Genomic DNA, 14,291 nt, shown 5'->3' with positions numbered 1-14,291 from the left:
TCATTGTGTAAAACGATACCCTACTCCCCAAATTGTCTCGATATATGATTTATCGAATGGATCGAGTTCAATTTTGTGACGAATATTTTTCACATGTACAGCAACCGTTGCTGCATCACCAATTACATCCATCCCCCATACAGTTTCAAAGAGACGATCTTTACTAAATACTTGATTTGGATGTTCTGCCATACAAGTTAATAAATCAAATTCTTTTCCTGTTAGCATGACCTCAGTTCCATTTACAAATACACGTCGGGCCGATTTATCAATAAGCAATCCTCGAATACGAATTTCATCTTTTATTTGTTCTCGTTTTCCTGTTAAACGATCATAACGAGCTAGATGAGCATTTACACGTGCCACCATTTCACTCGGGCTAAACGGTTTTATAATATAATCATCTGCTCCAAAACCTAACCCTTTAATTTTATCGATTTCCTCTTGTTTTGCGGATACCATAAGTATTGGGATGTCCTTTTTCAATCGAACTTGTTTACAAATTTCATATCCATCTATTCCCGGTAACATTATGTCTAAAATTAACAAGTCATAATCCTCCAGAAGAACTCTTTGTAAACCTTTTTCGCCAGAGTAATCAATATCTACTGTATACCCAGCAACCTCTAAATAATCCTTTTCTAACTCTGCTATAATTGCTTCATCTTCAATAATTAAAATTCTTTTCAAGATGCTCTCCTTTTTCTAATTGATTTTTTGTAATGTAAATGCCAGCGTCGTTCCTTTACCTTTTTTGCTTTCTACCCAAATATCACCACCATGTTGTGTGATAATCTGATGTGCAATTGACAAACCAAGTCCGCTTCCACCTGTTTTAGAATTTCTAGAATAATCTGCACGATAAAACCTTTCAAATATATGAGGCAACGCCTTCTCTTCTATTCCTACCCCATTATCTTTTATGTAAATCGTTACATAATCAATAGATTCAGTCATGCGAATTCCTATATAGCCCTCTTCTTTATCCATATACTTCACACTATTCCAAATGATATTTGTAATAACGCGTCGTAATTTTTCACGATCACCTTTTACCAAAATAGAAGTATCCTTTTGAGCATCCCATCTCACTGCAATTCCCTTATCTTGTAATTCAAGCTGTAGTTCTTCTATACAATCAGATAAGTATTGATTAATTTCAACCTCTTCAAATTGAAACGGTTCCTCTTTTAAATCAAGTTTTGAAAAGAGAAAAAGCTCGTCAATTAATTGATCCATATCAAACACTTTATGATAAATAATCGTTAAATATTTATCTAATTGTTCTGGAGTTCGAGCGATACCCTCTTTAATTCCTTGTACATAACCTTTAATAGCCGTAATTGGCGTCCGTAAATCATGAGAAATATTTGAAAGCAACTCTTTACGATTTTTTTCATATTGCATTTGCAACTCGACCGATTCCTTCAACCTGCCACGCATCTCTTCAAACGATAAACTTAATTCACCTATTTCATCTTTCGCAAGTGGCTTTACTTGAAAATCTAAATCACCCTTTTGAATTCTTTCCGTTGCCTGCTTTAATGAATGCAATGGTTTAATAATACTCCGTGATATAAAATATGTTAATATTCCATTCGTAATAATTAACCCAAGTATTAAAGAGAATACGAAATACGGGAAAAATTCTCTAATCATTTCTTCTAAAGGATTTACATACTCAAATACAAAAATACTAACCTTATCCTTCTCTTCATCGTAGTAATCAAATTGCTTATAGTAAAAAGAATTACCCTCTATTTTCACATCCATTCCCTTTCTTTGTCCTTCCGTTTCAAATGCGGGTAGGTATTTATCAAACGAAGAGATTTTAAAATATGGGGATGAATATGTAAGCTCATCATTTTTTCGAATTAGTAATCCTGCTTGATTATCGTTTAATTCTTTATCAGTTTCCTTTAAAAAATTTATATCCTCCAATTTATCTGGAGCATACGATGAAAGAATTTTCAACCTACTAAAAATATCATCTTCATCTTCTTTTGTACGAATAGCTCCCTCCTGCTCTTTATCAATGAGAGAATGACTATTTTGATTAAGACCAATGATTGCTTTTGCAATACGAATATCACCAAATAAAGTAACACTAATTAAAATAACTGCTATACCGCAAAAAACGATTGGAATAATTACCATCGCAACATACGACAACAGCAATCTAATACGGATTGACATTACAGAACTCCTATGAACATTATAATTTTAGCTTGTTACAGAATTCACCGGAAACGAAACTTGACTCATCCAAATACCAGCTAATAATACGAGTATAGCTAGAACAATTTCTAAGAGCAATAAACGGCGATTAACTGTTCCAATATCGTTACCCCATGTTTTCGTTTGTCTCCATGCTACAATTGTAATTATACATACAGTAAGAATCTTTATATTTAAAAGGTTCGTCCATATTGAATTAAAATTAAAAAGTACCCAATTCCTCGTCTGTAAAAACACAATTAATTCCCCAGAAAGAAATGCTAGAATAAATGAAATACCAGCAATAATACTAAAATGTTTACGGAAACGCTTTTGATCAAATGTAATTTTGTATAATGTTGTCCACGCTATAACAAGAGCTAAATAAATAAGTGCTCCTAGCCACACTGCAATACTCATAACGTGGACCATTCTAATTATAACTGCTGCCCAATTTGGATTCGTAATCCATACATGACCTGTGAAAGAAAAACTCGCAACAAGAAATCCCCAAACTAGCGCATACCATTCGTTCCCCATATGCTGTAAAGACATAAGAACTAATAATAGCAGTTGAATCATAATAATAACTGAAAATGGCGAATGAATAAGTAAACTTCCCTTCGGAATAACTGACTTATATACTATTAATTCGGCTATTAATCCTACTACAAGTATAGAGAAGAAAATCTTTTTCATATTCTTCATTCTTTGCAATATGGAAGGTAATCTATAACGTTTTACAAACATATCGATCCACTTTACTCCTGCTCCAATTAAAATCATTCCCTCTACAATATAGCGTAGTGTTACTATCATAACATCTGAAAATACTGAGCCACTCCCACTCGCATTTCCCTCTACCACTACATTAGTTTGTAATTCTTCTCCAATTGAAAAGGGATAGCCTCCCTCACTCGGATGTCCGTCTGCAGAAATCATAGACCACCTTACTGTGTAAGTACCATTATTTAAGCTTGGTAATTTCACTTTTATTTTTTTGGGGTTATCTAATATTTCAACCTTTGATACTTGCACTCTCTTTGCACTTGGATCTAGCAGTTCAATATTAACTACATTTCCTGTAACTGGTTCACTAAATTCAAGAATAATCTGTTCCGGTTGTACTGTAAGAACCTCCCCCTCTTTAGGGGTGGCTCCTACAACACTTGTATGAGCAAATACACTACTATGAGAAAATAAAAATATACTTACACTTGTTAAAATAAATACTATCATTCTATAAAGCATGAAAACCTCCGTATTATTATTCTGGATGATTACCTGAGTGATCTCCGGTAGAAAATGGAGTAGTTACCCCCTCATAATTCATCATCGTATGCATTCCTTTTTCCGCATGAACGAGATGATGACAATGAACCATCCATAGTCCACTATTATTTGCCTCTAAAGCAATTTCATATTCTTCTCCCGGAAAAACATTAACTGTATCTAAGTAAATCGGACTTCCCTCCATTGGTTTACCATTTTTAGAAATAACCTGGAATGTATGTCCATGCAAATGCATTGGATGAATTTCTTCTCCCTTATTTTTAAAGCGAATCTTAACTTTATCTCCTTTCTCTACTTTAATGGGTGGAATATCAGGTGATGTCTTTCCATTAATCGTATACACCCATTTTTCTTGTCCATTTACATCTTTCACACCTTCTGCCAAATCCATATCATAGACCTTTGTAAACTTTGAATCTATCGTAAACTTGCCAACTTCTTTTTCTCCATATTTCGTAAAGTCAAACCATGGATAACTCTTTATATCAATAGGTTTTTTCGGCAAAGAACCGTTCCCAATAGTCGCCGTTAACATTCGATTCATTTTCTTAGATGGATCCACATTAATAAGTTTTACACTCGTTGTTTCCGGCATTTTAAAAACAAGGTCATAACGTTGTGCAGCTCCCAACGGAAGAATTGCTTTATCTAGCTCGTCCCCACCTTTTATATCACGACCATCTAATGCGATAATTTGAAATGGCGCCCCAACTAATGTCATTAAATGCGTATTATTCCCAGCATTAATTAAGCGAAGGCGTACTGTTTCACCTGGTTTTGCATCCAATCGTAGTCCCTCACTTGTATCATTTAATGTAAATACATCGTAATCATCTCCATCAGATAAATCTTTGAGTTGATCATTACTTGGCATCATTAACGGTCCTTCTAAAGTTTGCGCCTTTTCATTTCGAATATGATTGCTAGGATAGCTATCCCAATCTTTATCTTGTTCGCCATTATGCTTACCGGTTTTTATGGCTCCTGTTTTCCATTCATGGATCGCCACTGTATAATCCTTTTCATATTTTACAGCTGGTTTATTCGGTTCAATAACAATGGTTCCAAATAGTCCCCGTTCCGTTTGTATTGCACTTTTTTGATGTGAATGATACCAATATGTCCCTACCTGATTAGCATTAAATGCGTATGTATATGTTTCACCTGGTTTTATAGCATTTTGCGTAACACCTGGAACACCGTCTACCGCCGCAGGAACATCTAATCCATGCCAATGGATTGTAACCGGTTCTGGCAATTCATTTTTCAAATTTACAACAATACGTTCACCTTGTTTAACTCGAATTTGAGTACCCGGTGATGTTCCATCAAAGGTCCATGCATCTACCTTTTTCCCATCTCCCAAATCTAAACTTGCTACTTTCGCCGTAATATTAAAAGTTTTTGTAACCCTTTTTTTGGCATCTGAATTAGCAATAGATGTAATTGATTCTGAAGTAGATGTTGCATCTGTTAACTTCTTTTTTTCATTTGTACCTGGGTAATTATTTATTAAAAAATATCCAAAAATAACTAACCCTAATAGTAAGCATGCCGCAATCAATATATTTCTTAAATCGCTTTGTATAAATTCCTTTTTCATATTAGTCTCTCTTTCATTTTTTGTTGTAAACTATTAATTTTCATACGTGGATTCATTGCCTATCACCTCACATATTCACTTCGATTTACATCATAACACTCAGAAAAAAAGAAACTTTGAAGGAATTTTAAAGACTTTATAAAGAAATATATTTCAATTTTTCTTTACTTCTAAATCTTTTTTATTGCGTAATAAAAAAGATTGTATAATACTATATAAAACATATATATTTAGGAGGATTACAACAATGTCCGAAAAAACATACGAACTCGCAACCTTCGCAGGCGGTTGCTTTTGGTGCATGGTAAAGCCATTTGATGAACTTCCTGGTATTCATAAAGTACTTTCTGGCTATGCAGGTGGTCATGTAGAAAACCCAACATATGAACAAGTAAAAGCTGGTACATCTGGTCATTTAGAAGTTGTACAAATTACATTCGATCCTTCTATTTTTCCATATGAAAAATTACTAGATTTATATTGGCCACAAATCGATCCAACTGATGATGGCGGACAATTCTTTGACCGTGGTCCCTCTTATCGCACTGCTATTTTTTATCATAATGAAACGCAAAAAGAGCTTGCTGAAAAATCAAAACAAGCTCTTGCAGAAAGCGGTATGTTTAAAGAGCCAATCATAACTGAAATTCGCCCGGCTGCACCTTTTTATGAGGCTGAAGAATACCATCAACATTTCTATAAAAAGAACCCAGAAAAATATGCTACTGAGCAAAAAGAATCTGGCCGTGAAGACTTTATAAAAGAAAATTGGCAAAAAAAATAATAAAAATGCATCGTACCTTTTAAGTACGATGCATTTTTATCTTTGAAAAAAGTACCATGCAATGATGAGAACAACCGCTGTCAATGTCCAAAGTGCGATTTCATTTTTCACTCTACTCTTCTTCTTAGTCATTTCATTCCCTCCTAATAGCAATACAACATATTCAAGATTTCCTCTGTTTAATTGTCCATCTTATATACGTGAATACATCCGTACAAATTCTTATAACAAGACCACCAATGATTCCGATTGCAATTGAAATTACTAATGTCTGTCCAAAACTAAAAGTAGTTGTGTATGTTATGTAGAGAACAACGCATACAAGTAAAACATCCGGTAAAGAAAGCAAAAACTTTTTAAGCATTTCTTCAGCTCTCCTATGTCTTATTTATCTCTTCTACTGTAGCTTTGAAATAAGATTTGTTTAAAAACTCCATTTAGACCTTCATTTTACGGAAAAGAATAAGACCCCCTTTTGAAAAGGGACTCTTATGTACATGTTCTATTCCATAATTACTCCTAAAATAGAATAATATTACTAATGATTTGTTGTACATTAACTATTTGCCAGGCAATCGAATGTTGCGCCAACTACCTACATCGCATTGACCGTATGTATTATCACCTACTGCTACCACCGTGCCATCTAATTTAAGACCGACCGTATGCGCACAACCAGCTGCTACCGCTACAATATCGCGCCAATCACTTACATTACATTGACCATACTCATTCCAGCCTACTGCCACCACGGTACCGTCTGATTTAAGTCCGATTGTATGATTCGTACCAGCTGCTATTACCATAATATCTCTCCAGCTGCCTACATCGCATTGACCAAGTTTATTATTACCCACCGCCATCACTTTTCCATCCGTTTTCAAACCAACAGTATGAAGGTAACCTGCGGCCAACTCCACCATTCCACGCCATTCACTTACATTGCATTGGCCATATCGATTATTCCCCACTGCCGTCACTGCGCCGTCCAATTTAAGACCGACTGTATGCCAATCACCCGCCGTGACCGCCACAATATTTCTCCAGCTACTTATATTACATTCTCCTTCTTTATTTCGCCCCACCGCTATTACCGTGCCATCCGGTTTAAGTCCAATGGTACGACGCCATCCCGCCGCAACCGATACAATATTATGCCATTCGTTTACATCACATTGATCATGCTTATTCCACCCCACCGCTTCCACAGTATTATCACTTTTCAGAGCGATTGTATGAGCATTACCCGTGTTCGTCGCCATATGAACATTGCCCGCTGCGACTGCTTCAATATCACACCAACGGCTTACATTGCATTCTCCTTCTTTATTTCGCCCCACTGCCACAACTGTGCCATCCGATTTAAGAGCAACTGTATGACCACGACCTGCCGCTATCGTACCTTTAGGCCACCGTTTCACTTTTAATATCTCTTCGTAATTCATGTTTTACCTCCTTGCATATAAGCAACTGTATCCAAATAGATATTTTTATCTAATTTCATTATAAATGACCCGACTTTTTTTATAAATTTACAGCTATAAAAGAAGCCTATTACTACTTCTTCAAAAAATAAAAACCTCCAGTTTAAATACTAGAGGTTTTTTCTTTATTTCTTCAATCGTTCGATAAAATCGTTCAATTTATCAAGAGATTTCATATTCTGATTACAAGCTACACCATCTTTACAAATATAGTTTCCCTTTTTAACGAAAGTTCCTTGTACATCACCTTTAATTTCAACTAAAAACATCCCTACTTCTTCATGTCCATGACATAATGAACAAATACTCTTTTTATTTAAACTTTGGAACGTTCCTTGCAGACCAACAAACTTATTTTTATCATTTTTCGCTATAATAAATTTCCTGCTTGACCCTTTATCAATCCAGCTTAAATAAGATAATTCTTTCATGTCCAGTTCTTCCATATCAGGAAGTTTTAATTTTTTCGCTTTAGGAAATAATTTTTTTAATGTTTGCGCTGTAACTTCCTGAAATGGAATTACATACGGATTTATTTTCATTAAAAACGATTCTGCATCTTCTCTATTTTGAACTGTTAATACCGTATCAATTAACTCTTTTTGTTCATCCGTTAAATTCTCAAATACATGTATTATCTTTTCAATCGCTAGTGATTTTAACGCTTGAATTACACCTCTATCATTTGCCGTTGCATGCCCGTTTGCTAAAATATAAGCTTGTGACTTTATAAAATTGTATTGATCACTTCTAATAAAAGCTTCCATCTTTATCACTCCATACAAATTGTTTATCTAGTGTTATTGTATACATAGATTCAGCTTTTTGATATGTAAAAGATAACTTAGAAACGAATATTACATACATCAATTATGTTCTACTGCTTCATTTCTTGACAAAAGAAGCCATCATCTGTTTTCCATTCTGCATATAATACATCTTCAAATTTAGTAATCCCTTTTTGCTTTATTTGTTTATAAAGCCATCCTTCATCAAAACCTGCTTCCCTCAAATTATCTTTCACTACTTTCCCATCACTAATTAATGAAATAGGTAAGTAAACAGGCTTATGTTTTAAACTTAAATCATTTATAGTGGGAGATTCATATTTACTTTTTTTCAATACACTTATGTTTCCATTTGGTTCCAAAATCATATACTCAACTTCTCGGATTGAAAATATATCTTTTTGTTGTCTTAGCATTTGTTGTAATTGGTTAATATCCAAATGATTCGATTTTAATTGCTCTCTGTCAATACGTCCATTTCGAATGATAATAGAAGGGTATCCTTCAAAAAACCTTCTTGTCCCCCTAAATTTTTGTGTTATCACTTCTATTGCGTAAATTAACACTGTCCATACAAGTACCGCATATAAAATAGACCATACTCTCACTTCAGGGTCATATATCGTATTTCCGACTAATTCCCCAAGAACAATGGCAGAAATAAAATCAAATGGCGTTAACTGAGATATTTGTGTTTTCCCTAATATTTTAGTCGCAACCAATAGAACAAAAAAACCAACAAACAGTTCTATCGTTATTTGTCCTAAATGATTCATATGTAGTCACCTTTCTGTCATATGAAATATAACATTTTTATTCCTATTCACATTTCTATGCCGTACAATCACGATTCACTTTTACTATTATCATTCCTATTTAAAACCAATATATCCAATATATACAAAGAAAAAAAGAGTCTAGTTCAATTTTATAATTGAACTAGACTCTTTTATTTTCATTTAGAATACACAATCTTTTTAATCGTTTCTCCGGAAAGAAAATGCTCCTCTGCAAGTTGATGAATGGAAACTCCACTTTTAAACGCTTCTTTAATTGTTTTATTTCTTTCATCTAATTGTTTTCTTCCTCCAGATCGTGTACCCCATTTATAATGTTTCGTTTCTTGTTTTGGAATGTAAATTGTTTCACCTTGTATATACTTTTGAATTTCAGTAATTAAACTTTCTGGTAAAACCGTCGCAGCTTTAACGTATTTCATTTCTGCTCGCCCCTTATTTTTTATGGTTCATTTCAATAAGGTGCAAAGCCAAATATAAAAAAATGATACAAGCTCATTTTAGGCGATTGTATATTACTTTTCTACCTCACGCAAAGTATCGCCATTTCCATACTTGGCTTTGCATGAGACGCTGCAGTGTCCGGCAATTGAATTGTAATCGCCATATAAACACCTCCTAATATACCTTTTGCATTTTATTATATGATAAATCCCTTCCCCTTGCATCCACATCCTTTTTAAAGCATGAAATTACTTAGTTTGATATAATACTTTTTAGTCCAATCCAAAAATATAGTGAGGTTACTTTATGAAAAAGAAAATAATCATTACAATCGTTACATTATTCATTATTACTGTAGCATTGTTCGGAACATACAAATTGATGAACGCAAGAAGTTTTCAATTGTTTGGAGATTTAACAAACCGAGTAGAAACAAATGAAAAAGTGATTGCTTTAACTTTTGATGATGGCCCTACGAACAATGTAAAACAAATATTACCGCTACTAGATACATACAATGCAAAAGCTACTTTCTTTTTAATCGGAAATGAACTAGAGAAAAACTTATCGTTAGGAGAAAATATCGTACAATCTGGACACCAAATTGGAAACCATACATACTCTCATAACAGAATGGTTTTTAAAACACCTTCTTTTATTAAAGAAGAAATAGAAAAAACGAATGCATTAATCCGCCAAACAGGATATACAGGCGAAATTGATTTTAGACCACCTAACGGTAAAAAGCTAATTGGTCTGCCCTATTATTTAAATAAAAATAATATCGAAACAATCATATGGGACCTTGAACCTGATACTTTTTATAAATCTGCGTCCGATAAAATTGAATATGTTAATAAAAATGTAAAACCAGGTTCTATCATTTTATTACACTCTATGTATGATGGGGCTAATGAAAATTTACAGACCATTGAAGGTATTTTAGACTCTTTATCTAAGAAGGGCTATCAGTTCGTAACAGTAAACGAACTGCAAAAAAGAGCAAAATAAAGTAAAACTTTAATCAGTGGGGGCTTTTACGGGCAGTTGATCCTCCACCTAAATTCTTCACTTTCGCTGAGTTTTGAGGCGGGGGTCTTACTTCCCGTTAATACGGGATAAAAAGGTAGCGTATCATAGAGCGATACGCTACCTTTCTTTTTAAATAATGCCAAGTACATTTAAGAATACGATAATAATCGCAATTGGTGCGATAAAGCGAAGTAAGAATAACCATAATACGAACAGTTTATAGCCTTTATTTTTACTTACACCAAGCTCTTTCATTAATACATCTTTCTTCATTTTTAAAGGAACAAAGATGGAAACTAATAAAACACCAAGTGGCATTAGTACGTTACTCACTGCATAGTCCGCTAAATCAAAGATTGTCTTTCCGAAAATCTTCAGATCACTTAATATACCAAATGATAATGCTGATGGTACTCCAACAATGAAGATTAATAATCCTACAATTAAAGCCATTTTTTCACGTTTCCCTTTACCTTTTGCAGTTAAAGATGCAACGCTAATTTCTAACATTGAAATTGCTGATGTAATAGTAGCAAAGAAGAATAGTAATAAGAAAACGATGAAGAATAATTTTCCGAATGCCATTTTACTGAAAATAGCTGGTAATACGATAAATAATAGCCCCGGTCCTTGAGATGGTTCCATACCAAATGCGAACACTACTGGGAAAATTGCAAGTCCTGCAAGTAATGTAATTACTAATGTTAAAGCTACGATAGAAAATGCTGAACGCGGTAAACTTTCTTCCTTCGGTAAGTATGAACTATATGTTACCATTACTGCTACACCGACCGATAATGAGAAGAATGATTGACCCATCGCATATAAAATAACTTCTGATGTTACATGTGAGAAATCAGGTTGTAAGAAGAAACGAACGCCTTCTCCTGCGCCGTCTAATGTAAGGGCACGAACGATTAATACAAAGAATAAAACGAATAATGCTGGCATGAAATATTTATTTACTTTTTCAACACCATTTTGTACACCTTTACTTACGATGAAAATAGTAATAAGGATGAATAATAGCTGTGATCCAACTGCTAAATACGGATTGGAAATGATTTCACCAAACGTAGCTTCGTATGCCCCATTCCCTTCCCATAGTCTACCTGTAATTGCATTCCATAAGTATAATAAAATCCAGCCTCCTACAACACTGTAGAAAGAAAGTAATATGAAACAAGTTACAATCCCTAATTTCCCTAACCACGGCCATCGTGTTTTTGGTGCAATTTCTCTATACGCATCAACAGCCTCTTTTTGTGTACTTCTTCCGATAACGAATTCAGCTAATAATAGCGGTAAACCAATTAATAATGTGAAACCGATGAAAATAAGGAAGAACGCCCCGCCTCCTCCGATGCCGGCCATATATGGGAATTTCCAAATCGCCCCTAGACCAATTGCTGAACCTGCTGCAGCTAATACGAAACCTAATTTTGATGTCCATTGCTGTGAATTCATTTGTTAATCTCCTCTCTGTCTCTTTTTCTTTGTTTCAGTTCAGTATTTATATTGTTCTATCAATACTCTTTTCTAATACGTTCACTTCCTCCCTAATCATAAAAAAACGCCCCTACGTAAATACGTAGGGACGACAAAAATATCGCGGTACCACCCTAGTTATGAAGATACAACAAAGTTAGGACCTAAATAAAAAACGCCCCTACGCAAATACGTAGGGACGATAAATTATCGCGGTACCACCCTAGTTATGAAGCCACAACAAAGTTAGGACCTAAATAAAAAACGTCCCTACGTAAATACGTAGGGACGATAAATATCGCGGTACCACCCTAGTTGTGAAACAATCTTCACCACTTTATTTGATAACGGTATAAACTACCGTCTTTCATTTCCTCAAAATATGAGATTTATGAAAGATGCTCCAGGACGAACTTCATGAATAATCTATATACTGATTCACACCAACCATCAGCTCTCTGAAATAGGGAGATATTCACTACTATACCCTTTCATTGCCCAAATATTATTTTCCGAATTGATTACTATCATTTTTATCACACATTAAAAATAGTGTCAACTTATATTTTGAATTTTTATGTATTACATTCTATTTAAAAAATGTAAAATATGACTTTTAAATGAATAATATTAGAATATTTATGTTCCATACTATATTAACTTCTCTAACAGGTTTATAGTAGTATACGATAAATGCAAGACAGCACGAGTAGGAGGAAAGAATTTTGTCTACTTCAAAAGTTTTAAAAGGTACTGCTTTATTAAGTGGTGCAACAATGATTTCACGTATATTAGGTTTTATATACTTCTTCCCTTTTCAACTATTAGTCGGAACACAAGGGGTCGCTTTATATGGATATGCATACTCTTGGTACGGTATTTTATTAAGCTTCTCAACAGCTGGTATTCCTATTGCCGTTTCCAAATTTGTTGCAAAGCATAATGCGCTCGGTGATTATAGTACAAGCAAAAAATTATACAACTCTAGTGTAAAATTAATGCTGTTTATGGGCTTTTTAGGATTTTTAATTTTATTTATTGGGGCACCATACATATCACAATTTATTATTCGCTCGAAAACGCCAGATCCACAATTTATCGCCGATGTAACACTTACGATGCGAGCATTAAGTTTCGCACTTATTATCGTACCAGCTATGAGTGTTACACGTGGCTATTTCCAAGGTTTTCAACATATGAAACCAAGTGCCGTTTCTCAAGTCGTAGAACAAATTGCACGCGTTGTTTTCATTTTAGTTGGTAGTTTTATCGTCTCAAAACTATTAGGGGGTTCCGTAGCTTCTTCTGTTGCAGTTGCTACGTTTGGCGCTGTTATCGGAGCGATTGCCAGCGTTTCAATTTTAACGTTGTACTGGAAAAAATATAATAGATTAAAGCCTCCCGAAGGAGAATTAAAGTCAAGGGCATCAAATATTCCATTAAAAAATATTTATATGGAATTACTTCGATATGCAATCCCAATTGTATTTGTCGGTATTGCAATCCCGCTCTATACGTTAGTAGATCAATATACTGTAGCTGATGTCCTTAGAGCGATGGGCGAGCCTTTAGAAACAGCGAATGCAGTGTTCGCTTATATAACGAACTATGCCCAAAAGTTAATTATGATTCCAGCTTCACTTGCAACTGGATTCTCGTTAACGATTATTCCAGCTATAACGAAATCTTATACAAGCGGGAAACTAGAAGAATTACAAGAACAAATTTCAAAGATATTTCAAGTCTTGTTATTCTTCACTATCCCAGCTGCATTCGGTCTTGCTAGCATCGCTCACGATGCATTCCGTATGGTTTATGTAAATCCTGAAATTGCACTTGGTGGATCACAATATTTAATTTCATTTGCACCTTCTGCTATATTAAGTGCGATTTTCACAGTTTCAGCAGCTATTTTACAAGGAATCGATTATCAAAGAAAAACAATGATTGCATTCTCAGCCGGTATTCTCGTTAAAGTTTTAGTAAATACACCGCTCTTACATTTATTTGGCGGACACGGTGCTGTAATGGGAACAATTCTTGGATACCTCGTTTCCAATGTTATTATGTTGTACTGCATCGTTAAGTTTGCGAAATTTAAAATTGGCGAAACAGCAAAAACAGTATTTCTTATTACGATTTATTCCGCAGCAATGTCTGCTGTTGTAATCGCATTAAAAGCAATTTTAAAATGGTTAATTCCTGGACAATCTTATATCGAATCACTGCTTATTGTATGTATTTGTGGCGTCGCAGGAGGACTTGTTTACCTTTTATTCGTATTAACAAGCGGACTTGCTTCACATATTCTCGGTGATAGGATTCAGCGATTACCCGTACTAGGTAAATTAATCAAATAAA

At 34.4% G+C, this 14,291-nt stretch carries 13 protein-coding genes and 1 other annotated feature; of the genes, 3 read left to right on the top strand and 10 right to left on the bottom strand.

What is annotated here, in order from left to right; translation table 11 throughout:
- The 4 genes from NHG49_RS09460 to NHG49_RS09445 are packed head-to-tail and all read right to left on the bottom strand — an operon-like array spanning position 1 to position 5,113.
- Entirely contained in the window at positions 1–690 is a 690-nt protein-coding gene (locus NHG49_RS09460; protein WP_064476435.1) for a response regulator transcription factor, read from the bottom strand.
- Positions 691–705: 15 nt separating this feature from the next.
- The gene (locus NHG49_RS09455; RefSeq protein ID WP_064476436.1) at positions 706–2,196 is read right to left on the bottom strand and encodes a sensor histidine kinase; all 1,491 of its coding nucleotides are present in this window, start codon (positions 2,194–2,196) and stop codon (positions 706–708) included.
- A gap of 27 nt (positions 2,197–2,223) precedes the next feature.
- Positions 2,224–3,468, bottom strand: a complete 1,245-nt coding sequence (locus tag NHG49_RS09450) for a copper resistance CopC/CopD family protein (RefSeq protein ID WP_088048510.1) — start codon at positions 3,466–3,468, stop codon at positions 2,224–2,226.
- A gap of 16 nt (positions 3,469–3,484) precedes the next feature.
- Positions 3,485–5,113, bottom strand: coding sequence for a multicopper oxidase family protein (locus NHG49_RS09445; protein WP_088048509.1), 1,629 nt, complete (start codon positions 5,111–5,113; stop codon positions 3,485–3,487).
- A 247-nt stretch (positions 5,114–5,360) separates the two neighbouring features.
- Between NHG49_RS09445 and msrA the strand changes: the two genes are divergently transcribed.
- Positions 5,361–5,897 carry a peptide-methionine (S)-S-oxide reductase MsrA gene (gene msrA, locus NHG49_RS09440; RefSeq protein ID WP_064476439.1) on the top strand — a complete coding sequence of 179 codons (537 nt, stop codon included), beginning with the start codon at positions 5,361–5,363 and terminating at the stop codon, positions 5,895–5,897.
- 163 nt (positions 5,898–6,060) lie between these two features.
- Here msrA and NHG49_RS09435 read toward each other — a convergent pair whose 3' ends face one another.
- The 5 genes from NHG49_RS09435 to NHG49_RS09415 form a co-directional block, all read right to left on the bottom strand.
- Positions 6,061–6,261, bottom strand: coding sequence for a hypothetical protein (locus NHG49_RS09435; protein ID WP_000913390.1), 201 nt, complete (start codon positions 6,259–6,261; stop codon positions 6,061–6,063).
- Positions 6,262–6,457: 196 nt separating this feature from the next.
- Positions 6,458–7,342, bottom strand: coding sequence for an RCC1 domain-containing protein (locus tag NHG49_RS09430; protein ID WP_064476440.1), 885 nt, complete (start codon positions 7,340–7,342; stop codon positions 6,458–6,460).
- A 164-nt stretch (positions 7,343–7,506) separates the two neighbouring features.
- Positions 7,507–8,148, bottom strand: coding sequence for a FusB/FusC family EF-G-binding protein (locus tag NHG49_RS09425; RefSeq protein ID WP_000387068.1), 642 nt, complete (start codon positions 8,146–8,148; stop codon positions 7,507–7,509).
- Between the two features lie 110 nt (positions 8,149–8,258).
- Positions 8,259–8,945, bottom strand: a complete 687-nt coding sequence (locus NHG49_RS09420; RefSeq protein WP_064476441.1) for a DUF421 domain-containing protein — start codon at positions 8,943–8,945, stop codon at positions 8,259–8,261.
- Positions 8,946–9,124: 179 nt separating this feature from the next.
- Positions 9,125–9,388 carry a CD3324 family protein gene (locus NHG49_RS09415; RefSeq protein ID WP_064476442.1) on the bottom strand — a complete coding sequence of 88 codons (264 nt, stop codon included), beginning with the start codon at positions 9,386–9,388 and terminating at the stop codon, positions 9,125–9,127.
- 328 nt (positions 9,389–9,716) lie between these two features.
- On the opposite strand from NHG49_RS09415, the gene NHG49_RS09410 reads away from it, so the two are divergent.
- On the top strand, positions 9,717–10,421 hold the full coding sequence (locus tag NHG49_RS09410) for a polysaccharide deacetylase family protein (protein ID WP_064476443.1): 705 nt from the start codon (positions 9,717–9,719) through the stop codon (positions 10,419–10,421).
- Between the two features lie 150 nt (positions 10,422–10,571).
- Here the strand turns inward: NHG49_RS09410 and NHG49_RS09405 are convergent, their stop codons facing one another.
- Complete coding sequence (locus NHG49_RS09405) at positions 10,572–11,909, bottom strand: sodium-dependent transporter (protein WP_064476444.1); 1,338 nt, start codon at positions 11,907–11,909, stop codon at positions 10,572–10,574.
- A 302-nt stretch (positions 11,910–12,211) separates the two neighbouring features.
- Positions 12,212–12,434, bottom strand: a binding site (T-box leader).
- 221 nt (positions 12,435–12,655) lie between these two features.
- Between NHG49_RS09405 and NHG49_RS09400 the strand changes: the two genes are divergently transcribed.
- Positions 12,656–14,290, top strand: coding sequence for a putative polysaccharide biosynthesis protein (locus NHG49_RS09400; protein ID WP_064476445.1), 1,635 nt, complete (start codon positions 12,656–12,658; stop codon positions 14,288–14,290).
- Position 14,291 lies beyond the last annotated feature (1 nt).

This window comes from Bacillus sp. IBL03825 (genome assembly GCF_024712505.1).
Taxonomy (GTDB): Bacteria; Bacillota; Bacilli; order Bacillales; family Bacillaceae_G; genus Bacillus_A; species Bacillus_A wiedmannii.
Note: the sequence above shows the minus strand (reverse complement) of the source record. Positions and strands in the feature narration are given on the sequence as shown.